We start from the raw sequence: 21,745 nt of genomic DNA on the forward strand, positions 1-21,745 counted from the left end.
CCGCGCGCGCTTCGGAGAGGAACGTCATGGCTGGGAACCCGGTCGCAGAGCGCGACGCGATGGCCCGCGCCCGCGAGCTCGCGGCCCGCGGCCCGCGCGGCGTGAACCCGCAGGTCGGCGCCGTGCTCCTCTCCCCCGACGGCCGCGTCCTCGGCGAGGGCTGGCACCGCGGTGCCGGTACGCCGCACGCCGAGGTCGACGCGCTCTCGCGCCTCCGCCCCGAGGAGGCGCGCGGCGCGACCGCCGTCGTCACCCTCGAGCCGTGCAACCACACCGGCCGCACCGGGCCCTGCGCAGAGGCGCTGCTCGCCGCCGGCGTGGCGCGCGTCGTCTACGCGAGCGCCGACCCTGGCGAGGCGTCGAGCGGCGGCGCAGCCCGGCTCGCGTCGGGCGGCGCCGACGTCGACCGCCTCGACGAGGCCGAGGGCGAGGCCCTCATCGCCGACTGGCTCTTCGTGCAGCGCACCGGCCGGCCGCGCGTGACGGTCAAGTGGGCGCAGTCGCTCGACGGCCGCGCCGCCGCCGCGGACGGCACGAGCCGCTGGATCACCGGCCCGGAGGCGCGCGCCCACGTGCACCGCGAGCGCAGCGCGCACGACGCGATCGCGGTCGGCACCGGCACGGTGCTCGCCGACGACCCGCTGCTCACCGCACGCGTCGACGGTGAGCCCGACGCCCCGCAGCCCATCCCCGTCGTCTTCGGCACCCGCGAGATCCCAGCCGGCGCCGCCATCCTGCAGCACCCGCGCGGGCACCGCACGGCCGGCCACGAGCTTGAGCGCGAGCTCTTCGGGCTCGCCGCCGCCGGCCTCCAGACGCTCTACGTCGAGGGCGGACCGACGCTCGCGAGCGCCTTCCTGCGCGCCGGCCTCGCCGACCGCCTCACCATCTACCTCGCGCCGACGCTCCTCGGAGGTCCGCGCACCGTGCTCGACGACATCGGCGTCGGCACGATCGACGAGCAGCGGCGCCTCACGGTGACGCGGCTCGAGCAGCTCGGCCGCGACCTCCTGGTCGAGGCCACGACAGGGAAAGAGCACTGATGTTCACCGGCATCATCGAAGAGCTCGGCGAGGTCGTCTCGTTCGAGCGCAGTGGAGACGCGTGGCGCCTCACCGTGCGGGGGCCGCTCGCGGTCAGCGACGCATCCCACGGCGACTCCATCGCCGTCGACGGCCTCTGCCTGACCGTCGTCGACCAGACGGCGGATGCGTTCACGGCCGACGTCATGCAGATCTCGGTCGACATGTCGACGCTGGGCGACCGCACGCCGGGCGACCGCGTCAACCTCGAGCGCGCGGCCGCCGTCGGGGACCGCCTCGGCGGCCACATCGTGCAGGGCCACATCGACGGCACCGCCGAGGTGCTGTCGATCGTCGAGGGCGACGGGCAGCGCACCGTCCGGATCTCGCTCGACCCCGCGCACGCGCACCTCGTCGTGCGGAAGGGGTCGATCGCCGTCGACGGCATCAGCCTCACCACCTCGGCCGTGAGCGACCCGTCCGAGGCGCAGCAGTGGTTCGAGGTCTCGCTCATCCCCGAGACGCTCGCGTCGACGACGCTCGGCTTCCGGGCCGTCGGCGACCGGGTCAACCTCGAGACCGACATCGTCGCTCGGCACGTCGAGCGCATGCTCCAGCGGGAGGCCTCATGAGCATCACCACCATCGACGTCGCGCTGCGCGCGCTGCGCGAGCGGAAGCCCGTCATCGTCGTCGACGACGAAGGTCGCGAGAACGAGGGCGACCTCATCATGTCGGCGCAGCTCGCGACCGCCGAGCAGGTGGCGTTCATGGTGCGCCACACCTCCGGCTACCTGTGCGCGCCGCTCACGGCCGAGCGCGCCGACCTGCTCGAGCTGCCCCTCATGGTGCTCGAGAACGAGGATGCTCGGCAGACGGCGTACACGATCACCGTCGACGCCGCCGACCGCGACTCGACCGGCATCTCCGCCGACGACCGCGCGCACACCCTGCGGGTGCTCGCCGACCCCGCGTCGACGCCCAGGAGCCTCCGCCGGCCCGGCCACATCGTGCCGCTGCGCGCGGTCGAGGGCGGCGTGCGCGAGCGCAAGGGCCACACCGAGGCGGCCGTCGAGCTCATGACGCTCGCGGGCCTCGAGCCCGTCGCGGTGATCGGCGAGCTCGTCGAGGACAGCGGCGAGATGCGCCGGCTGCCCTCCCTCATCGCCTTCGGCGAGGAGCACGACCTGCCCGTCATCACGATCGAGGACCTCGTCGACCACCTCGAGGCCGGCGGCCTGCCGACCGCGTGCAAGGGCGCGAACGACGAGTCGGCGCGCGTCTCCTTCGAGGTCGAGACGAAGGTGCCGACGCAGTTCGGCACGTTCCGCGTCGCCGCCTACCGCGACCGCCAGACCGGCGCGGACCACGTCGCGATCATCGCCGGCGACGCGCTCGCCGACGGCGCGCTCGTGCGCGTGCACTCGGAGTGCCTCACGGGCGAGGCCCTCCACTCGCTCAAGTGCGAGTGCGGACCGCAGCTCGACGCGGCCCTGCAGCAGATCCAGGAGGCGGGCAGCGGCATGGTCGTGTACCTGCGCGGGCACGAGGGCCGCGGCATCGGCCTCATCAACAAGCTCCGCGCCTACCGGCTGCAGGAGGACGGGCTCGACACGCTCGACGCCAACCTCGCGCTCGGCCTGCCTGCCGACGCGCGCGAGTACGGCGCCGCGGCCGGCATCATCCGGCAGCAGGGCGTGCAGTCGATCCGGCTGCTGTCGAACAACCCGCTCAAGCAGCAGCAGCTCGAGCAGCACGGCATCGCCGTCACCGAGCTCGTCCCGCTGCTGGTCGGCGTCGGCGAGTACAACGAGCAGTACCTCGAGGCCAAGCGTGACCGCATGGGGCACCAGCTCCCGGCCGTGATCGAGGCATTCGACGAGCAGGGAGACGACTGACATGGCTGGAGCTGGAGCGCCCACGACGGGCGGACTGGACGCGAGCGGACTGCGGATCGTGGTGGTGCACGGCCGGTGGCACGAGCAGATCGCGGCGGGGCTGCTCGAGGGCGCGCGCCGCGCGCTCGCCGAGATGGGCGCCGACGTGCTCGAGCTGCCCGTGCCGGGCTCCTTCGAGCTGCCGGTCGTCGCGCAGGCCGCGCTCGAGGCGGGCGCCGACGGCGCGGTGGCGCTCGGCGTCATCATCCGCGGCGGCACCCCGCACTTCGAGTACGTCTCGCAGGCCGCGACCATGGGACTGACCGAGGTCGCGGTCCGCACGGGCAAGCCCGTCGGCTTCGGCGTGCTCACCCTCGACGACGAGCAGCAGGGCATCGACCGGGCCGGCCTGCCCGGGTCGAAGGAGGACAAGGGTCGGGAGGCTGCGGAGGCGGTCGTCGAGGCGGCGCTCGCCCTGCGGTCGCTGCGCTCGCTCGACGGCTAGTGAGGACGCGCCCGCGCGCACGGCGTCGAGGGCACACGGGCGGTCGCTAGGCTGGATCGCCGCCAACCGGGACCGATGTCGCTCCCTCGACGGCCGGTGCGCCACGAGCGCGCCGAGCGCCCGGGCCCCACACCGGCGACGGGTGCGCGCAGACCTTCCTATCCTCGGAGCACCATGTCCACCCCCACCACCGCAGCAAAGCCGACGGGCAAGGCCAACACCCCGCGCCGCGTCATCCTCGCGAGCCTCATCGGCACGTCGATCGAGTTCTACGACTTCTACGCCTACGCGACCGCCGCCGTGCTCGTCTTCCCGGCGCTCTTCTTCCCCGCCGACGACCCGACCGCACAGCTGCTGTCGTCGTTCGCCGTGTTCGGCGTCGCCTTCATCGCCCGGCCGATCGGCTCGATCCTGTTCGGCCACTTCGGCGACCGGATCGGCCGCAAGGCGACCCTGGTGGCGTCGCTGCTCACCATGGGCGTCGCGACCGTCCTCATCGGCCTCCTGCCCACCGCGCTCACGCCCGGCTGGGAGATCGCCGCGCCGGCGCTGCTCGCGCTGCTGCGCTTCTGCCAGGGCCTCGGCCTCGGCGGCGAGTGGTCGGGCGCCGCACTGCTCGCGACCGAGAACGCGCCGGCCGGCAAGCGCGCCATCTGGGGCACCTTCCCGCAGCTCGGTGCGCCGATCGGCTTCATCCTCGCCAACGTCACCTTCATCATCATCAGCTACACGATGAGCCCGGAGGCCTTCCAGGAGTGGGGCTGGCGCGTGCCGTTCCTCGCCTCCGCGGTGCTGCTCTTCGTCGGCCTGTGGGTGCGCCTCTCGCTGCTCGAGACCCCCGCGTTCACGCGCGTCGTCGAGCGCAACGAGGTCGTGAAGCTGCCCCTCGCCCGCGTGTTCCGCCGCAATGGCGTGCAGCTGCTGCAGGGCACGTTCATCATGCTCGCGACCTACGTGCTCTTCTACCTGATGACCGCGTTCACGCTCACCTACGGCACCTCCCCCAGCGACGCGCCCGTGCCGGGACTCGGCTACGCGCGCATCGACTTCCTGTGGATGCTCATCGCCGGTGTCGTCTTCTTCGGCGTCTTCACGCTCGTCGCCGGCCCGCTCGCGGAGCGCTTCGGCCGCCGCAAGATGCTCGGCGCGGTCACGATCGGCATCGTCGTCTTCGGCCTGCTGTGGGTGCCGCTGTTCTCGTCCGGCTTCGTCGGCACGATGGCCATGCTGGTGCTCGGCTTCTCGCTCATGGGCCTCACCTTCGGCCCGATGGCGGCGTTCCTGCCGGAGCTCTTCCCGAGCAACGTGCGCTACACCGGCTCGGCGATCGCGTACAACTTCTCGTCGATCCTCGGAGCGGCGCTCGCGCCGTTCATCGCCGTCGCGCTCTGGCGCGCGGCCGGCGGCTCGACGCTGCTCGTGGGCCTCTACCTCGCGGCGGCCGGCGCGATCACGTTCATCGCGCTGCTGCTGACGAAGGAGACGCGCGACCAGGAGTACGTCGAGAACAGCTCGGTCGTGATCGCGGCCGAGGAGCCGTGATCGACGCTCGCTGACCGACGTCGGGGCCGCGCCACTGGGCGCGGCCCCGCTGTCGTCTCAGCGCGGTGTCGTCTCAGCGCGGTGTCGTCTCAGCGCGGTGTCGTCTCAGCGCGGTGTCGTCTCAGCGCGGTGTCGTCTCAGCCCCCGGAGGCCGCGAGCGCCCGCACGGCCGTCACGGTCGCGACGCCGGCGGCGAGCCGCTCCATGTCGGTGCCGGGCGCGGAGGCCGCGGCGTGCTGCCGGATCGAGAGGCGCACCTCGTCGCCGTCGATCTCGGTCATCGTGGTCTGCACGATGCCGAACGGCGCCAGCGGCGCGGTCGTGAGCTCGACCGCCTCGGGATCGGCGACGTCCGGCACGTTGAGGTTGTGCACCGCACCCGCGGGCGCGTCGAGGAGCCCCGGCAGCGCACGCGCGGCGAGCGCCGCCGCCGTCTCCCAGTGCTCGGCGCCGCCCTCGCGGAGCCCCACGTCGAGCGACACCGCGAGCGCGCGGACGCCGCCCTGCCCCGCGGTGAGGGCCGCGCCGACGGTGCCGGAGTGCAGGATGGCCGTGCCGACGTTCGCGCCCCGGTTGATGCCGCTCAGCACGACGTCGGGCACCGGCCCGAACGAGCCGTGCAGCGCGAGCAGCACGATGAGCGCGGGCGCCGCGTGCACCGCGTAGGCCTCGCCCTCGTGCCCGGCGATCGTGCGCCGCTCGGAACGCACCGTCCCCTTGCCGCCCGCGGCCGTGACGGCCGTGCCCTGCGTGGCGATGATGGATGCGCTCGCCCCCGAGTGCTCGTGGGCCGGCGCCGCGATCACCACCTCGAGCCCTGCCGCGGCCGCCGCGCGCGCGAGCGCGGCGAGGCCCGGCGAGTCGATGCCGTCGTCGTTCGTGATGAGTGCCCGCATCAGTCGTCCTCCTCGATGTCGTCCAGCTGCACCTGCTCCGCGATCGCGCGGATCGCCTCGGCGTCGCCCGTGCCGAGCCCACGACGGGTCGCGTTCACCGCCCCCGCCGCCGCGCCCATCCGGATCGCCGCATCGTGCGCGCCGCCGCCGGCGAGCACCGACGCGACGCCCGCCGCGTAGGAATCCCCCGCGCCGCGCGTCTCGACCGGCTCGAGCTGCGGCGCCGACACGCGCCACGCGCCGCCGTCGCCGACGACGACGGAGCCGGCGTCCGCGCGCGTCACCGCGACCAGGCCGATGCCCCCGTCGTGCAGCTCGCGCGCCGCCGCGACGAGCTGCGCCTCGTCGTCGCCGTCCTCGACGCGGCCGTCGGCGACGAGCTCCTCGTGGCTGACCTTCAGCACGTCGACGCCGCCCTCGAGCGCCGCCTCGAGCCGGGGACCGGCGAGGTCGACGAGCACGGGCTTCCCGAGCGCGCGCACGTCGCTCGCGAGTCGGCGGTAGACGTCGTGCTCGAGCACGTCGTCGCCGTCGGGGCCGGAGAGGATGACGAGGTCGGCCCGTGACGCCTCGCGCAGCGTTGCCGAGTAGAGGTCGTCGAGCGCGTGGCGCTCCAGGACCTCGCCGTCCTCCTCGACGACGGCGATCCGCTCGCCGCCTCGGCGGTCGTGGACGTACGCCGGGCTGATGCCCTCGCGCTCGATCGCGACGACCTCGAAGCCCTCGTCGTCGAGCAGGTGACGGACGACGCCCCCGACCTCGCCCGTCACCGAGCACGTCAGCACCACGTCGAGTCCGAGCGCCGTCAGCATGCGCGCCTGCCAGACGCCCTGGCCGCCGACGTGCACGTGCACGTCCGCCTCTCCGCGGAGGTCCTCGATCGTGACGGTGAGCGTCGGAGCGGGGGCGAAGATCAGCACGCGAGCCATGCCCGCAACCCTAGGGAGCCAGCCTGGACGCGTCCGGAGCGGGGAGGCTCAGCGGAGGAAGAGCGCCTTCAGCCGTGCGGTCGTGAACCAGAGCCCAAAGACGATCATGACCGCGAAGTAGAGCAGGTGCAGCAGGATCGAGGGCTGGATGAGGCCCGTCGTGAGCTGCCGCACCATGTCGACGCCGTGCCACAGCGGCATCGCCTGGATGACCCACTGCACCCCCTGCGGGTAGACCTCGATCGGGAAGAACGTGGCCGAGAGCAGGAACATCGGCATCATCACGAAGTACACGTAGTCGAGGTGCTGGAACGTCTTCATGTAGCTCGTCACCGCCATGCCGAACGACGCGAAGCCGAACGCGATGATGAGCGCTGCCGGGATCGCGAGCACGGCCGTCCACGACAGGTTGAGCCCCATGAGCGTCGTCACGAGCATGAACCCGCACGCGTACAGCAGCCCGCGGAACAGCGCGAGCAGGATCTCGCCGAGCGCGACGTCGAGCGGGCCGAGCGACGTCGAGAGCATCTGCTGGTAGAGCTTCGCGAAGTTCATCTTGAAGAAGACGTTCATCGTGGAGTCGTAGACCGCGCCGTTCATGGCGCTCACAGCCATGAGCGCGGGCGCGATGTAGGCCGCGTAGGGCACGTCGACGCCGTAGAAGTCGACGGTGCCGATGAGCGCGCCCAGGCCGATGCCCATCGACAGCAGGTAGAAGACGGGCTCGAAGAAGCCGGTGACGACGATGAGCCAGTTGTTGCGCGCGATCACCTGCAGCCCGCGGGCCACGACGGAGCGGGTGTTGCCGGCGTAGAGGCCGCGCAGCGGGCCGCGGATGGCGGGCGCGGGCGCCTCGAGCAGCTGCTCGGTCACTTGTCGAGCCTCTTTCGGAAGGTGCGGATGGAGAGCGCGCACGTGACGGCCGCGAGCAGCACGAGGTAGCCGACGTGCACGAGCAGCATCACGGCGGGCAGCGGCGCACCGTAGAGCGCGGCCCGGCCGAGCTCGGCAGCATGCCAGAGCGGCGAGATCCAGCCGATCCACTGCAGGAAGGCCGGCAGGGTCTCGAGCGGGAAGTAGGTGCCCGAGAAGAGCGTGAGCGGCACGACGACGAACCGCTCGATGAACGAGAGCTGTCCGCGATCCTCCGTCTGCGTCGAGACCCACGACATCACGGCGAAGCCGACGGCCGTCGCCATCAGCAGCCCGATCGGGAGGAGCAGCAGCGCGCCGAGCGGGTCGCCGATGCCGAAGAGCATCATCACGAGCACGAAGGCGACGAGCGAGACGAGCACCCGGACGAGCACGGCCACCTGGAAGCCCAGCACGATGTGGGCGGGACCGATGGGCGTGCCGTTCATGGCGAAGAACATCGGGAACCACTTGAAGCCGCCGAAGACGCCGTAGGTGTTCTCCTGCGACGACGTCTGCATCGCGCCCGCCATCGCGAGCGCGGGGGCGAGGAACACGAGGTAGGGCACGCCATCGACGCCCTGCGACCCCTGGTTCGCGTCGACGAGCAGGCCGAGCCCCACGCCGAGGCCGATGAGGAACAGGAACGGCGAGCCCAGGCCGATGATGACCGCGGAGGCGACGTACGACCGCATGGCGCGGATGCGGTGCTCGGCGACGAACCACCAGCCCCACGCGCGCGACGATCGCGCGACGGCGGCGTGGTCGACCCGCCCGGCCGCAGCCAGGCCGCCATCGACGACGGTGCCGCTCATTCGACCAGCGACCGTCCGGTCAGGCGCAGGAACACGTCCTCGAGGCTCGAGCGGCGCACGAGGCTCGTGATCGGCTGCAGGCCGCGGGCGTGCACGGCCGCCATGGCGGCCTCGCCGTCGTCGTCGTAGACGAGCACGCGGTCGGGCAGCACCTCGATGCGCGAGCCGATGCCCTCGATGCGCTCCGCTGCCTCGGCGTTGCGGCTCGAGCCGAAGCGCACCTCGAGCACCTCGCGCGTCGAGTACTGCCGGATGAGCGACGACGGGCTGCCCTCCGCGACGATCGCGCCCTTGTCGACGACGACGAGCCGGTCGCACAGCTGCTCGGCCTCGTCCATGTAGTGCGTCGTGAGCACGAGCGTCGTGCCCTCCTCCTTGAGGCGGAAGAGGCGGTCCCACAGCACGTGCCTGGCCTGCGGGTCCAGCCCCGTCGTCGGCTCGTCGAGCAGCATCGCCTTCGGGCTGTTGATGAGGCCGCGCGCGATGGTCAGGCGGCGCTTCATGCCGCCGGAGAGGCCGTCGACGCGCGCCTTGCGCTTCTCGGTGAGCTGCGCGAACTCGAGCAGCTCCTCGGCCCGGCGCTTCACGTACGGCAGCGGCAGCCCGAAGTAGCGGCCGTAGACGATGAGGTTGTCGACCACCCGCAGCTCCTCGTCGAGCTGGTCGGCCTGCGGCACGATGCCGAGCTGCGCGCGGATCTCGGGGCCGTGGCTCTCGGGGTCGAAGCCGAGCACCTGCAGGTCGCCGGACGTCCTGGTCGAGGTGGCCGCGATCATCCGCATCGTCGTGGACTTGCCGGCGCCGTTGGGGCCGAGGAACCCGAAGGCCTCGCCCGCCTCGATGGCGAAGTCGATGCCGTCGACGGCGGTGAAGTCGCCGTACTCCTTGCGCAGGCCCTTGGCCTCGATCACTGGTGCTGGCACGAGACCCAACGCTAGACCGTGCCACCCACGCGCGGCATCCTCCGCTCCGTCAACCCGGGTTGACATCCATCCGTCGTGTCAACCATCATTGACACATGGACCGCATCACCGCATCGTCGGAGCAGCCGCTGGGCGTGCTCGAGCTGCTCTCCGAGTCCGCCGCCGCGCGGCGCGAGATCGAGCGCGAGGAGTCGGCGCTCGTCCGACGCGCAAGAATGGAGGGGTTCCCCTGGCAGGCCATCGCCGACGCGCTCGGCGTCACGCGCCAGGCGGTGCACAAGAAGCACGGCAAGCGGTAGACGGGACAGCGCGGCACATGAGCGAGCGACGAGGGATGTTCGGCCGGCGGCGGCGCGACGACGACGGGCCGCGCGCGTCGGTGCGCGAGCTGCTGCCCTACCTCTTCCCCAAGAAGGGGCTGCTCGTCGGCGCGATCGTGCTCTCGGTCGTCGGCGCCGGGTTCGCGCTCGCGCAGCCGGCGCTCGCGCAGGAGCTCATCGCGCGCGTCGAGCAGTCGCGGCCGCTCGAGTGGCTGCCCGCCGTGCTGCTCGTCATCGTCGTCGTCGGCGCGCTGCTCGACGGCTTCCAGCACTTCCTGCTGCAGGTGCTCGGCGAGCACGTGGTGCTGCGCACGCGGCGCACGCTCGTCGAGCGGATGCTGCGCCTCCCGATCGCGGAGTTCGACGCGCGGCGCATCGGCGACCTCGTGAGCCGCGTCGGCAGCGACACCACGCTGCTGCGCGCCGTGCTCACGCAGGGCCTCGTCGAGTCGATCGGCGGGCTGCTGACGCTCGTCGGCGCCGTCATCGCGATGCTCGTCATCGACCCGCTGCTGCTCGGCCTCACCGTGCTCGTGCTGGCCGTCGCGATCGCGGCGATGCTCGCCGTCATGCCGCTGCTGACGCGCGCGTCGGGCAAGGCGCAGGAGCAGGTGGGGCATCTCACGAGCGCGCTCGAGCGCGCCATCAGCGCCGTGCGCACCGTGCGCGCCGCCGGCGCCACCGACCGCGAGGCCGCCGCGATCGGCGAGCGCGCGAGCGGCGCGTTCGACGCCGGCGTGCGGGTCGCGCGCATCTCGGCGCTCGTCGTGCCGATCTTCGGCGTCGCGATGCAGCTCGCCTTCCTCGTCGTGCTCGGCGTCGGCGGCCTGCGCGTCGCCACGGGCGAGATCGGCATCGCCCAGCTCGTCGGCTTCCTGCTGTTCCTCTTCCTCATGATCATGCCGCTCGGCCAGCTGGCCGGGGCGATCTCAGCCGTGAGCGTCGCACTCGGCGCGCTCGGCCGCATCCAGGAGATCGTCCGGCTGCCGAGCGAGACGGATGCCGACGCCTCGGCGCCGCTCGAGCCGCGCGCGGATGCGCCGATGGTCGCCTTCGAGGACGTCACCTTCGCCTACCCCGCCGCCGACGAGCCGCGCGTCGTGCTCGAGGGCGTCTCGTTCTCGGTGCCCGCCGGCACGCGCACCGCGCTGGTCGGCCCATCCGGCGCCGGCAAGTCGACGACCTTCGCGCTCATCGAGCGCTTCTACGACGCGACGGCCGGCAGCGTGCGGATCGGTGGCGCCGACGTGCGCGACGTCGACCGCGACTCGCTGCGCGCGCGCATCGGCTACGTGGAGCAGGACGCCCCCGTGCTCGCCGGATCGCTGCGCGACAACCTGCGGCTCGGCGCCCCCGACGCGACCGACGCGCAGCTGCTCGACGCGCTCGAGGCGGTCAACCTCGGCGACCTCGTGCGGCGCGCGAGCGCCGGGCTCGACGCCGAGGTCGGCGAGGGCGGCGTGCTGCTCTCCGGCGGCGAGCGGCAGCGGCTCGCGATCGCCCGCGCGCTGCTCGCGGCCACGCCCATCCTGCTGCTCGACGAGTCGACGGCCAACCTCGACGCGCGCAACGAGGCGTCGCTCAAGGCGGCGCTCGACGTCGCGAGCGAGGGCCGCACGACGCTCGTGATCGCGCATCGCCTCGCGACGGTCGTCGACGCCGACCAGATCGTCGTGCTCGACGGAGGTCGCGTGCTCGCGCGCGGCACCCACGACGAGCTGCTCGACGCGTCGCCGCTCTACCGCGAGCTCGCGGCCCACCAGCTGCTGGCACCCGCGGCCTGACGCATGGACGGATCCGCCCGGCACGCGCACGAGTAGCGTGGCGCGCATGCGCATGGTGATGCACGAGCGGTTCGGCGGGCCCGAGGTGCTCGAGCTGCGCGAGGTCGACGAGCCGCACGCGGGGCCGGGTGAGGTGCGGGTCCGCGTCGAGGCGGTCGCGCTCAACCCCGTCGACTGGAAGATCTTCACGGGCGGCCCGGCCGCGGCATCGAGGGGGCTCGAGCCGCCGCTCGGCGTCGGCAACGACATCGCGGGGACCGTCGACGAGGTGGGCGACGGCGTCGACGGATGGGCGGTGGGCGATCGCGTCTTCGGCTCCGCGCGCACGCGCGCCCTGCAGGACCGCACGGTGGTGGACCCGCGGGCCGAGCGCCTCGCGCGCATCCCCGACGGCCTCGACCCGGGCGTCGCCGCGAGCCTCGTCGTCGCGGGACGGACGGCATGGGACGCCGTGGAGCAGCTGGTGGAGCGCGCGGGCGACACGATATTCGTGCACGGGGCTGCTGGCGGCGTCGGTCAGCTCGCGGTGCAGCTCGCCGAGCGCCGGGGTGCTCGCGTGATCGGCTCGGCGAGCGAGCGCAATCACGCGCTGCTGCGCCGGCTCGGGGCGGAGCCGGTCGCGTACGGCGAGGGGCTCGCCGACCGGCTGCTCGGGATGCTCCCGGTCGACGCGTGCTTCGACTGCGCGGACGGCGCCGGTGTGGCGGCGGCGCTCGAGGCGGGCGTGGTGATCGAGCGGTGCATCGCGATCGCGGCGAAGGGCGCGCACGGCGCGCGCGGTGTCGCGACGGACCTCGCGAGCACGGGCGCGCTCGACGAGCTCGCGGCCCTCGCCGCGTCGGGCGAGCTCGAGGTGGCGATCGACGCGCGCTACCCGCTCGAGGAGTTCGCCACGGCGTACCGCCGCCTCATGACGGGCCACGTGCCCGGCAAGCTGATCCTGGACCTCGTGCCGCGGTCGCCCGACCCGCTCGTCGAGTAGCGCGCCCCACCCACGCTCGTCGAGCAGCTCGCCCCCACCCACGCTCGTCGAGGGGCACGCCCCCACCCACGCTCGTCGAGGAGCACGCCCGAAGGGCGCGCGTATCGAGACGACTGAGGCGGGTGATCTCGATACGCGTGCGGGCTGCGCCCGCGCCGCTACTCGATCAGCAGGTGGGGGCGCCGCTCGTCGAGCAGCACGCCCCACCCGCTCGTCGAGTAGCACGCCCGGAGGGCGCGCGTATCGAGACGACGCCGCGAGTTGATCTCGATACGCGTGCGGGCTGCGCCCGCGCCGCTACTCGATCAGCGGGTGACGTGCGGGCTGCGCCCGCGCCGCTCGTCGATCAGCAGGTGGGGGTCAGGCGAAGGGGTTGGGCATGAGGGTGTACTTCGTCTCGAGGTACTCGTGGATGCCCTCCGCGCCGCCCTCGCGTCCGAGCCCGGACTGCTTCACCCCGCCGAACGGGCCTGCCGCGTTGGAGACGACGCCGACGTTGAGGCCCATCATGCCGGTGTCGATGCGGTCGATCATCCGCTGCCCGCGCTTGGTGTCCTCGGTGAACACGTAGCCGACCAGCCCGTACTCGGTCGCGTTCGCGAGCCGCACCGCGTCGTCCTCGGTCGCGAACCGCTGGATCGCCACCACCGGCCCGAAGATCTCCTCGATCGACACCGCCATCTCGGCGGTGACGTCGTCCAGCACCGTGGGCTGGAAGAACGAGCCGGGCCCGTCGATCGCCTTCCCGCCGGTCACGAGCGTCGCCCCGTCGGCGACCGCCCCGTCGACCAGCCGGACCGCATTGTCGACCGCCTTGTCCTCCACCAGCGGGCCGATCTGCACGCCCTCCTCGGTGCCGCGGCCGATCTTCATGCCCTTGACCGCCTCACCGATGCGGCGGGAGAACTCGTCGGCGATCGACTCGTGGACGATGAACCGGTTCGCGGCGGTGCAGGCCTGCCCGATGTTGCGGAACTTCGCCAGCAGCGCCCCGTCCACGGCCTTGTCGAGGTCAGCGTCGTCGAACACCACGAACGGGGCGTTCCCGCCCAGCTCCATCGACGCCTTCAGCACGTTGTCCGCCGCCAGCTTCAGCAGCTGCACCCCCACCGGCGTGGAACCGGTGAACGACACCTTCCGCAGGCGCGGGTCGGCGAGCAGCCGCTCCGAGAGGGCACCGGTCGACTTCGTGGTGATGACGTTCACGACCCCCTTCGGCAGCCCCGCCTCCTCCAGCAGGCCCACGAGCGCGAGCGTCGTCAGCGGCGTGAGCGTCGCGGGCTTCACGACCGCAGTGCAGCCGGCCGCGAGCGCCGGCCCCAGCTTCCGGGTCGCCATCGCGAGCGGGAAGTTCCACGGCGTGATGAGGAAGCAGGGACCCACCGGGCGGTGGGTGACGATCATCTGGCCCGTGCCCTCGGGGGTCATCGTGTAGCGGCCATCGATCCGGACCGCCTCCTCCGAGAACCAGCGCAGGAACTCGCCACCGTACGCGACCTCGCCCCGGGCCTCCGCGAGCGGCTTCCCCATCTCGAGGGTCATGAGGAGCGCGAACTCCTCCTTCCGCTCCTGCAGCAGATCGAACGCCTTCCGCAGGATCTCCCCACGCACACGCGCCGGCGTGCGGCCCCACGCCTCCTGCGCAGCCACCGCGGCATCCAGGGCGCGCACCCCGTCGTCGACCGAGCCGTTCGCGATCTGCTTCAGCACGTCGCCCGTCGCGGGGTCGCGGACGTCGATCGTGCCCTGCTCACCATCGATCCACTCGCCGCCGATGAACAGCTGGCCGCGGACGGCGTCGAGGACCTGGGACTCGCTGATCGCGCTCATGGGGACTCCTTGCGTGGGGACGTCGATCGGACGGTGCCGCGACGCATCCGCCATGCGACGCAGCGCGGCTCCCTCCAGCCTACGACTGCGGCGATGCCGCCGGTGCGACCGCAGGCTCCCCTGCCCGCTCGCGAGCGAGCTTCGACGGCCACCAGGTCTTCGGCCCGATCTCGAGCGCGAGCGCGGGCACGAGGAGCGACCGCACGAGGGTCGTGTCGATGAGCACGCCCAGGGCGACGATGATCGCGAGCTGCAGCAGGAAGAGCACCGGGATGACCCCGAGCGCGGCGAAGGTGGCCGCGAGCACGACCCCGGCCGAGGTGATGACGCCGCCGGTCACGCGCAGCCCGCGCAGCACGCCGCGGCGGTGCCCGATCCGGCCGACCTCCTCGCGCACCCGCGTCATGAGGAAGATGTTGTAGTCGACGCCGAGCGCGACGAGGAAGACGAAGGCGAAGAGCGGCACCGACGGGTCCATCGCCGGGACGCCGAGCGCGGTGAGGATGAGCGCACCGACGCCGAGCGCGGTGCCGTACGACAGCACGGTCGTGGCAAGCAGCAGCAGCGCGGCGGCGATCGAGCGCAGCAGCAGCATCAGGATGAGCGAGATGACGACGAGCACGATCGGGATGATGAGCGCCCGGTCGCGCTGGGACGCGTCGTTCGTGTCGATCGCGGTGGCCGTCGGCCCGCCGACGATGCCGTCGGCGGACGCGCCGTGGACGACCTCGCGCAGCTCGCGCACCACCTGCTGGGCCTCGTCGGAGTCCGGTGCGGCGACGAGCGTCGCCTGCAGCAGCACCTGCCCATCGACCACGGTCGGGGCGGCCGCCGCGAACGGCGACGCCGGGTCGACAGGCAGCGGGATGGAGCCGGACGGCGAGTCCTCGCTCGCCACCGCGACGCCCTCGACGCCCTCGGCGTCTGCCAGCGCCTCCGCCACCGCGTCCTGGTCGGCCTCCGGCACGACGACCTGCGTGGGGCTGCCCGAGCCGCCCGGGTAGTGCGCCGACAGCAGCGCCTGCCCGTCGCGCGCCTCGGACTCGCCGACGACGAAGTCGCTCGAGGGCACACCGTTGGCCTGCAGCTGCGTGACGCCGAGCGCACCGGCGCCGAGCACGAGCGCGGTGACGATCCAGACCGCCCGCGAGCGGCGGTCGACCAGGCGGGCGACGGCGCCCCACAGGCCCTTGTCCTCGGGCTTCGTGCGGGGACGCGCGGGCGTCGGGGCGACGGGCCAGAAGGCGACGCGACCGAAGGCGAGCAGGAGCGCGGGCAGGAGCGTGAGCCCGGCGAGGATCGAGGTCGCGATGCCGATCGCCGCCACCGGCCCGAGCTGCTGGTTGGAGACGAGGTCGCTCAGCAGCAGGCAGAGGAGGCCGGCGATGACGGTGCCGCCGGAGGCCACGATCGGCTCGGTCGAGCCGCGCAGCGCGGCGAGCGTCGCCTGCCAGCGCGACTGCGTCTGCCCGAGCGCCTCGCGGAACCGCGCGGTGTACAGCAGCGCGTAGTCGGTGGCGGCGCCGACCACGAGGATGAAGAGGATGCCCTGCGTCTGACCGCTGAGCGTGAGGATGTCGGCCTGCGCGAGCGTGAACACGATGAGGATCGCGAGGCAGAGCGCCGCCACCGACGTGAAGAGCACGAGCAGCGGCAGCAGCGGCGAGCGGTAGACGAGCACCAGGATGATGAAGACCGCGCCGAGGGCGACGAGCAGCAGGATGCCGTCGATCCCCTCGAAGGCCGCGGCGATGTCGGCGGTGAAGCCGGCCGGCCCGGTGACCGCCGCCTGCACGCCCTCGCCCAGGTCGGCATCCGCCACCTCGGCGCGCAGCTCCTCGACGACCCCGGTGAGCTCGCTCGAGGGTCCGCTCGCGTCGAGCAGGGCGACGATCTGCGCTGCCTGGCCGTCGTCGCTCGGCACGACGGGTGAGGTCTCGACGACGCCGTCGAGCTCGGCGATGGTCTGCTGCAGCGCGTCGACGCCCTCGAGCGAGGAGGCGTCGAGCTCCGCGTCACCCGCGACCACCACGATCGCCGGCACCTCGTCGGCACCGAGGAACTCGGGCAGCAGCGCCTGCACCTCGGTCGACTCGGCCGTCGCGGGCAGGAAGCTGGTCTGGTCGTTCGAGACGACCGTCGAGAGCTTGCCGAAGGTCGGTCCGCCGATCCCGGCGGCCGCGAGCCAGCCGAGGATGAGGACCGCGGGGATGAGCACCCGCAGCCAGCGAGGCACGCCGAGGCGGTCGGAGCGGTCGGTGGCGCGCGACGAAGTCATGCAGACAGCCTATATGTACTCGGCCTACTTGTCGTCGGCTAACGATGCGATCATCGATCCACCCCGACGGACTCCGTGGTCACGGCCTGGCCACGACCTCCACGCCCGCGTCTCGCAGCTCGTCGAGCGCCGTCGCCCGTGTCTCGGCGCTGACCGCCGACGTCAGGCCATCGATGACGCGCACCGTGATGCCCGCGAGCGCCGCGTCGAGCGCTGACGCCTTGACGCAGTAGTCCGTGGCGATCCCCACGACGTCGAGCTCGTCGATCCCCTGCTCCGCGAGCACCTCGTCGAGCGTCTCGCCGTCGTCGGTGATGCCCTCGAAGGCGGAGTAGGCGGGCTTGCCCTGCCCCTTCTTGACGTGCACGTCGATCGCGAGCGCGTCGAGCGCCGGGTGGTACTCGGCGCCGGGCGAGCCCGCGACGCAGTGCACGGGCCACGTGTCGACGAAGTCGGGGGCTCCCGGCGCGAAGTGGCCGCCGTTGTCGCCGGTCGCGTCGTGCCAGTCGCGGCTCGCGGCGACGAGGTCGTAGGCGTGGCCGCGGAGGTGCTCGGTGATGGCCGCGGCGACCGCGGCACCCCCGTCGGTCGCGAGGGCGCCGCCCTCGGTGAAGTCGTTCTGGACGTCGACGATGAGGATGCCACGGGTCATGCATGCAGGGTAGCGAGCAGCGGTGCGCCGGGTCGCTCCATGGCGCATCGCAGACGGGCTCTGCCACGATCGACCCATGAGCCAGCACCCCAGCCGCGACGCGGCCGCCGAGCACCTCCGCACCGCTCTCGTCGAGCTCGATCCCGACGGCAGCGTCGACTGGTCGGAGGTCGAGGGCCATGCGATCACCCACCACCCGCGCGAGGGGGTCGAGGACGACTGGCGCGTCGCCGAGGGCACCGAGCTCGAGCAGATCGTCGGCCGGCTGCGCGACCGCTGACCGCCGCGGTGCTCAGCCGTCGCTCAGCCGCTTCGCGAGGTCCGTCGCCGCATCGGCCCCGAGCCCGTCCTTCAGCTGTGCAGCGAGCGCGTCGACGTCCAGGGCAGGGCGCGCCTTGAGACGGCCGACCGATCCGGTCAGCCCCTGCACCAGCGCGAGGATGGCCTGGTCGTAGCTGTACTGCCCCGGGGCGATCTGGCCCTCTCTGATGGCCTTCACATATGCGAGGGTCTCGTCGAGACGCTTGCTCGCGTCGTCCACCTTCTGGACCATCGCGCGCAGCTCGTCGACCGTCACGTCGCCCCACGAGTACCTGCCACGACCGCCAGGGCTCAGGAGGTTGTCGAGGTGGTCGCGCAGTCCAGCGATCTCCGCGCGGATCTCGGCTGCTTCGGACATGGTGAGCTCCCCTTCTGCCTTGCTGTCGTGCGCGCTCGCGACGCCCGGCGCACCGGCGAGCGGCTGGATCGGCCGGAGGTAGCCGAGCAGGTGCCGCTTCCTGATCGTGCTGCGCTCCGAGTACCGATGCCCCCTGAAGTTCTGGTTCATGACGTCCAGGCTCGAGCCACGGTCGCGCTCCACGACCGCGACATGCCCCGACTCCGACGCTGGCCGAGTCATCGCAGCCGACCAGATCGCGACGTCGCCCCACTGCGCTCGGGCGTCGCGCGCGACCCGCTGGAGCCATCTGCTCGGGCGATCCACGTCGGTCTCGAATGCCGTCCACCATTGCCACGCGTAGTCGGCGACGTGCCCGATGCCCCACGGCGCACCGAGCACCCGCATGTAGTAGTCGCGGACGAGATCCGTGCACTGCGGATGCGGCTGCCCAGCCGAGTTGTCGATCTGCTTGCCCTCGACGTCCTCCAGCCACTCGGCGAAGGTGATCACGGATCCTCCGCTCTCGGGCAGCAGCGTCTCGCGATCGCACGCGTGACCGCGGCACCCGTGACCGGTGCGCTCCTGTTCTTACTCGCCTCGCTGGCGCTCGTCCAGGTGCGATCTACGGACGCGGACCGCGGCCGGACAGCGGTGACTCGCGCGTCCGTGGCGCACCCTGAGCCGATCGACGGTGGACCCTCGGCTCGGGCTCTGCGTCACCCCGGCCGCCGTCCAGACGGCGTCCCTAGCGTTCGAATGTGCAGAAGCTCGCGGTCACAGCCAACCTCATCACCGATGCCCTGGTCGGTGCGATCCTCGACGACCTCAACGAGGGCGACGGGGGCCTCCAGGACCTCGACCGATGGGCCGCCCGGTCGTCCGTCAAGCCCGACCGGGTCATCGTCGGGCCCGACGCCACGTACGTGCGGCTCGCCGGCGAAGCGGAGCACGGTGGGCCCGTCATCCTCGTGCACGTGGAGCACTCGTGGGAGCGCGCGACGCCGCGGCCGCTCGCACCCCGTATCGACGACCTGGCGCTGCACCGCGCGCGGCGCAGGAGCGCGTCGGGCACCCGAGTGCGAGAGACGCGTCGGGCGGCGAGCCGGGGATAGCAACCGGACGGCGGAACGGCCCCGACCCGGACTCCTCGAGGAGTCCTGGTCGGGGCCGTTCTGTGGTGGTGCCGCCTCGGAGAATCGAACTCCGGACCTATTCATTACGAGTGAATCGCTCTGCCGACTGAGCTAAGGCGGCGTGCCGAGGCACGATCAACGATCATAGCGCATGTCTCGATCGCACCACGAACCGTGGCGGCCGTCGCTACACCGAGCGCCAGTCGTCGCTCTGCAGGTGCGATCCGGCCTGCGGACCCATCTGCAGCATCCCGCCGTCGACGACGATCGAGGCGCCCGTGACGTACGAAGCGGCGGGCGATGCGAGGAACGCGATGACGGATGCGATCTCCCGCGCGTCGCCCGGCCGGCCGAGCGGGATGCCCGGACGGTCCTTGCCGTGGGGGTCCTCGTCGGTCTGGCCGGTCATCGGCGTCGCGACCTCGCCGGGCGCGACCGTGTTCACGGTGATGCCGTGCTGCCCGAGCTCGAGCGCCGCCGTCTTCGCGAGGCCGCCGAGCCCGTGCTTCGCGGCGTCGTAGGCGCTCGAGCCGACGCGCGGCTGGTGCTCGTGCACGCTCGAGACCGCGATGATGCGGCCGCCCGCACCGCCGGCGACCATCCGTCGAGCTGCACGCTGGAGGCAGACGAAGGCACCGCTGAGATCGGTCTTCACGATCTCGTCCCACTCCTCGTACTCGAGGTCGAGCAGCAGCGTCGCGCCACCCGTGCCCGCGTTGTTCACGAAGACGTCGAGCCCGCCGAGCTCGTCGGCCAGGCTGTCGACGACGTCGCCGCATCCGGGGATGTCGGTCGCGTCGAGCCGCGCGACCGCCGCCCGCGACCCGTGGGAGCGCACCTCCTCGGCGGTGTCGAGGGCGCCCTGCTCATCCGTGTGCCAGGTGATGCCGACGTCCATGCCGGCCTCGGCGAGCGCGACGGCGGTCGCGCGGCCGATGCCCGAATCGGAGGCGGTGACGATCGCGCGGCGCGGCTGGAAGCGCGTGTCGGCGTCGGTCGCGGTGCTGGTCTGCTCGCTCGTGTCGCTCATGCCGGCGACGGTACGCGCGGCGTCTGCGAGCGCGCTCCGCTCCCCCGCCGCGTTCGCTGAGACGTGGGGCGCTCAGCAGTCGATCTGCGCGGTCGGCGCGATGCCCTCCAGGAAGTAGCGGTTCACGGGCTGGTCGACGCACTCGTTGCCCGTGAAGTACTGCCCGTGCCCCTCCGCCTCCACCGAGATCAGCACGCCCGACTCGAGCATCGCCGCGAGGTCGACAGCCTGCTGGTAGGGCGTCGCCGGATCGTTGACGCCGCCGATGACGATGATCGGCTCCGCGCCCGGCGCGGTGACCTCGTGCGGCTCGCGGGTCGCCTCGACCGGCCAGGCGGCGCAGCTGCCGAGGCCCACGAAGTCCGGGCCGAGCGTCGGCGCGGCCGCCAGGATCTGCTCGGCGTTCGCGCGCACCTCGTCGAAGTCCGTCACGGCCGGGTAGTCGAGGCAGTTGACCGCGATGAGCGTCTCGAGCGAGTTGTCGGCGAACGTGCCGTCCGGGTTCACGCCGTAGTACGCGTCCGCCTCCGCGAACGCCGACTCCCCGCTGCCCGAGAGCACGTCGGTGAGCACGCTGCGCAGCGTCGACCACTGCGCATCCGCGTAGAGGTTCGCGGCCATCGCGGTGAACAGCGCGCTCGAGCCGAGCTCGCGGCCGTCGGCGACCGGGATCGGCTGGGCGTCGAGGCGGTCGAGCAGGTCGCGCGTCTGCTGCAGCGCGTCCTCCTTCGAGCCGACGAACGGGCAGTCGTCCTGCTGCAGGCAGTCGGTCACGAAGTTGCCGTACGCGAGCTCGAAGCCGGCCGCCTGGTAGAGCGTGCCCTCGAAGTCGGTCGAGTCGGGCGCGACGGCGGCGTCGAGCACCATCCGTCCGACGTTCTCCGGGAACAGGTCGGCGTAGGTCGAGCCGATGAGCGTGCCGTAGGAGACGCCGAGGTAGTTGAGCCGCTCCTCGCCGAGCAGCGACCGCACGAGGTCGAGGTCGCTCGCGACCTGCTCGGTGCCGATCTTGCCGAGCAGCTCGCCGCTGTGCTCGAGGCACGAGTCGCCGAACCACTGCGCGTCGGCCAGCTGCTGCTCGAGGTCCTCGTCGCTGAGCGGCTCGGGCCGCGGCCCCTCCGGGATCTCCCACAGCCAGTCGTAGAGCTCCTGCGGGTCGCCGTAGCACGAGATGGGCGTCGAGGCGCCGACGCCGCGGGGGTCGAAGCCGACGAGGTCGTAGTGCTCCCGCACCTCAGGCCGCAGCAGGTAGTCGGCGTACTGCTGCACGTACTCGACGCCGGATGCGCCCGGGCCGCCGGGGTTGTAGAGGATCGCACCGAGCCGCTCGCCGGTCGCCGGCGCGACGGTGACCGCGACGTCGATCGACTCCTCGCCGACCGCGAACCAGTCGAGCGGCGCGCGCACGGTGCCGCACCAGTTCTCGTCGCACTGCTGCCAGTCGACGTCCTGCGCGAAGTAGCCCTCGAGCTCGGGGGCGACGTCCTCGCCCGTCGGCGTCCAGCCGGGTCCGTCGGCGAGCGTCGGCACCGGCGGCGCCAGGATGATGCACCCGGTCAGGGCGACCGAGGTCGCAGCGACGACGGCGGTGAGGGCTGCGAGGCGGCGGCGGGTGCGGAGCATGCCTCCAACGGTACGCGGCGTCGGGTGTGCGA

At 72.5% G+C, this 21,745-nt stretch carries 21 protein-coding genes and 1 tRNA gene; 10 read left to right on the forward strand and 12 right to left on the reverse strand.

Annotation, left to right across the window (positions count from 1 at the left end; translation table 11 throughout):
- Positions 1 to 26: 26 nt before the first annotated feature.
- The 5 genes from ribD (at position 27) to ACVWW9_RS02300 (ending at position 4,945) form a co-directional block, all read left to right on the forward strand.
- Complete coding sequence (gene ribD / locus ACVWW9_RS02280) at positions 27 to 1,043, forward strand: bifunctional diaminohydroxyphosphoribosylaminopyrimidine deaminase/5-amino-6-(5-phosphoribosylamino)uracil reductase RibD (protein ID WP_456514218.1); 1,017 nt, start codon at positions 27 to 29, stop codon at positions 1,041 to 1,043.
- Positions 1,043 to 1,654, forward strand: a complete 612-nt coding sequence (locus ACVWW9_RS02285) for a riboflavin synthase (protein ID WP_354258952.1) — start codon at positions 1,043 to 1,045, stop codon at positions 1,652 to 1,654. The genes ribD and ACVWW9_RS02285 overlap by 1 nt, the downstream gene beginning before the upstream one ends.
- Complete coding sequence (gene ribB, locus ACVWW9_RS02290; RefSeq protein WP_456514219.1) at positions 1,651 to 2,919, forward strand: 3,4-dihydroxy-2-butanone-4-phosphate synthase; 1,269 nt, start codon at positions 1,651 to 1,653, stop codon at positions 2,917 to 2,919. The genes ACVWW9_RS02285 and ribB overlap by 4 nt, the downstream gene beginning before the upstream one ends.
- A 1-nt stretch (position 2,920) precedes the next feature.
- Positions 2,921 to 3,403, forward strand: a complete 483-nt coding sequence (ribH, locus tag ACVWW9_RS02295; RefSeq protein ID WP_456514220.1) for a 6,7-dimethyl-8-ribityllumazine synthase — start codon at positions 2,921 to 2,923, stop codon at positions 3,401 to 3,403.
- Between the two features lie 174 nt (positions 3,404 to 3,577).
- A complete protein-coding gene (locus ACVWW9_RS02300) occupies positions 3,578 to 4,945 on the forward strand; it encodes an MFS transporter (protein ID WP_354258943.1) in 1,368 nt (455 codons plus the stop codon).
- A gap of 137 nt (positions 4,946 to 5,082) precedes the next feature.
- Here ACVWW9_RS02300 and surE read toward each other — a convergent pair whose 3' ends face one another.
- The 5 genes from surE to ACVWW9_RS02325 are packed head-to-tail and all read right to left on the reverse strand — an operon-like array spanning position 5,083 to position 9,420.
- Positions 5,083 to 5,841 (reverse strand): 5'/3'-nucleotidase SurE, encoded by a 759-nt coding sequence (gene surE / locus ACVWW9_RS02305; protein ID WP_456514221.1) that lies wholly within the window; start codon positions 5,839 to 5,841, stop codon positions 5,083 to 5,085.
- Positions 5,841 to 6,770, reverse strand: a complete 930-nt coding sequence (locus ACVWW9_RS02310; RefSeq protein WP_456514222.1) for a 1-phosphofructokinase family hexose kinase — start codon at positions 6,768 to 6,770, stop codon at positions 5,841 to 5,843. Before ACVWW9_RS02310 ends, surE begins: the two co-directional genes overlap by 1 nt.
- Before the next feature lie 48 nt (positions 6,771 to 6,818).
- A complete protein-coding gene (locus ACVWW9_RS02315) occupies positions 6,819 to 7,643 on the reverse strand; it encodes an ABC transporter permease (protein ID WP_354258934.1) in 825 nt (274 codons plus the stop codon).
- Complete coding sequence (locus tag ACVWW9_RS02320; RefSeq protein ID WP_123696120.1) at positions 7,640 to 8,497, reverse strand: ABC transporter permease; 858 nt, start codon at positions 8,495 to 8,497, stop codon at positions 7,640 to 7,642. Before ACVWW9_RS02320 ends, ACVWW9_RS02315 begins: the two co-directional genes overlap by 4 nt.
- Entirely contained in the window at positions 8,494 to 9,420 is a 927-nt protein-coding gene (locus ACVWW9_RS02325; protein ID WP_456514223.1) for an ABC transporter ATP-binding protein, read from the reverse strand. The genes ACVWW9_RS02320 and ACVWW9_RS02325 overlap by 4 nt, the downstream gene beginning before the upstream one ends.
- Before the next feature lie 95 nt (positions 9,421 to 9,515).
- Between ACVWW9_RS02325 and ACVWW9_RS02330 the strand changes: the two genes are divergently transcribed.
- Genes ACVWW9_RS02330 through ACVWW9_RS02340 form a run of 3 tightly spaced genes read left to right on the forward strand, consistent with a single transcriptional unit; the run spans position 9,516 to position 12,506 of the window.
- Positions 9,516 to 9,719 carry an AsnC family protein gene (locus ACVWW9_RS02330; protein ID WP_354258928.1) on the forward strand — a complete coding sequence of 68 codons (204 nt, stop codon included), beginning with the start codon at positions 9,516 to 9,518 and terminating at the stop codon, positions 9,717 to 9,719.
- Positions 9,720 to 9,736: 17 nt separating this feature from the next.
- Positions 9,737 to 11,524: an ABC transporter ATP-binding protein gene (locus tag ACVWW9_RS02335; protein ID WP_456514224.1), complete on the forward strand. Its 1,788-nt coding sequence runs from the start codon at positions 9,737 to 9,739 to the stop codon at positions 11,522 to 11,524.
- 46 nt (positions 11,525 to 11,570) lie between these two features.
- Positions 11,571 to 12,506: an NADP-dependent oxidoreductase gene (locus ACVWW9_RS02340; protein WP_456514225.1), complete on the forward strand. Its 936-nt coding sequence runs from the start codon at positions 11,571 to 11,573 to the stop codon at positions 12,504 to 12,506.
- Between the two features lie 360 nt (positions 12,507 to 12,866).
- Here the strand turns inward: ACVWW9_RS02340 and ACVWW9_RS02345 are convergent, their stop codons facing one another.
- The 3 genes from ACVWW9_RS02345 to ACVWW9_RS02355 all read right to left on the reverse strand — a co-directional run bounded on the left by ACVWW9_RS02345 (position 12,867) and on the right by ACVWW9_RS02355 (position 17,266).
- Positions 12,867 to 14,336: an NAD-dependent succinate-semialdehyde dehydrogenase gene (locus tag ACVWW9_RS02345; RefSeq protein ID WP_456514226.1), complete on the reverse strand. Its 1,470-nt coding sequence runs from the start codon at positions 14,334 to 14,336 to the stop codon at positions 12,867 to 12,869.
- A gap of 79 nt (positions 14,337 to 14,415) precedes the next feature.
- On the reverse strand, positions 14,416 to 16,614 hold the full coding sequence (locus tag ACVWW9_RS02350; protein ID WP_456514227.1) for an MMPL family transporter: 2,199 nt from the start codon (positions 16,612 to 16,614) through the stop codon (positions 14,416 to 14,418).
- 79 nt (positions 16,615 to 16,693) lie between these two features.
- Positions 16,694 to 17,266 (reverse strand): isochorismatase family protein, encoded by a 573-nt coding sequence (locus ACVWW9_RS02355; protein ID WP_354258914.1) that lies wholly within the window; start codon positions 17,264 to 17,266, stop codon positions 16,694 to 16,696.
- Between the two features lie 76 nt (positions 17,267 to 17,342).
- Between ACVWW9_RS02355 and ACVWW9_RS02360 the strand changes: the two genes are divergently transcribed.
- Entirely contained in the window at positions 17,343 to 17,546 is a 204-nt protein-coding gene (locus ACVWW9_RS02360; protein WP_354258911.1) for a hypothetical protein, read from the forward strand.
- 12 nt (positions 17,547 to 17,558) lie between these two features.
- On the opposite strand, the gene ACVWW9_RS02365 is transcribed toward ACVWW9_RS02360, so the two are convergent.
- On the reverse strand, positions 17,559 to 18,437 hold the full coding sequence (locus ACVWW9_RS02365) for a CHAP domain-containing protein (protein WP_456514228.1): 879 nt from the start codon (positions 18,435 to 18,437) through the stop codon (positions 17,559 to 17,561).
- A 248-nt stretch (positions 18,438 to 18,685) separates the two neighbouring features.
- Between ACVWW9_RS02365 and ACVWW9_RS02370 the strand changes: the two genes are divergently transcribed.
- Positions 18,686 to 19,039 (forward strand): hypothetical protein, encoded by a 354-nt coding sequence (locus ACVWW9_RS02370; protein WP_456514229.1) that lies wholly within the window; start codon positions 18,686 to 18,688, stop codon positions 19,037 to 19,039.
- 66 nt (positions 19,040 to 19,105) lie between these two features.
- On the opposite strand, the gene ACVWW9_RS02375 is transcribed toward ACVWW9_RS02370, so the two are convergent.
- The 3 genes from ACVWW9_RS02375 to ACVWW9_RS02385 form a co-directional block, all read right to left on the reverse strand.
- A tRNA-Thr gene (locus tag ACVWW9_RS02375) sits at positions 19,106 to 19,181 on the reverse strand.
- 66 nt (positions 19,182 to 19,247) lie between these two features.
- Positions 19,248 to 20,090, reverse strand: coding sequence for an SDR family oxidoreductase (locus tag ACVWW9_RS02380; protein WP_456514230.1), 843 nt, complete (start codon positions 20,088 to 20,090; stop codon positions 19,248 to 19,250).
- Between the two features lie 72 nt (positions 20,091 to 20,162).
- On the reverse strand, positions 20,163 to 21,713 hold the full coding sequence (locus tag ACVWW9_RS02385) for an alpha/beta hydrolase (RefSeq protein WP_456514231.1): 1,551 nt from the start codon (positions 21,711 to 21,713) through the stop codon (positions 20,163 to 20,165).
- Positions 21,714 to 21,745 lie beyond the last annotated feature (32 nt).

It is taken from the genome of Agrococcus sp. UYP33 (assembly GCF_054060915.1).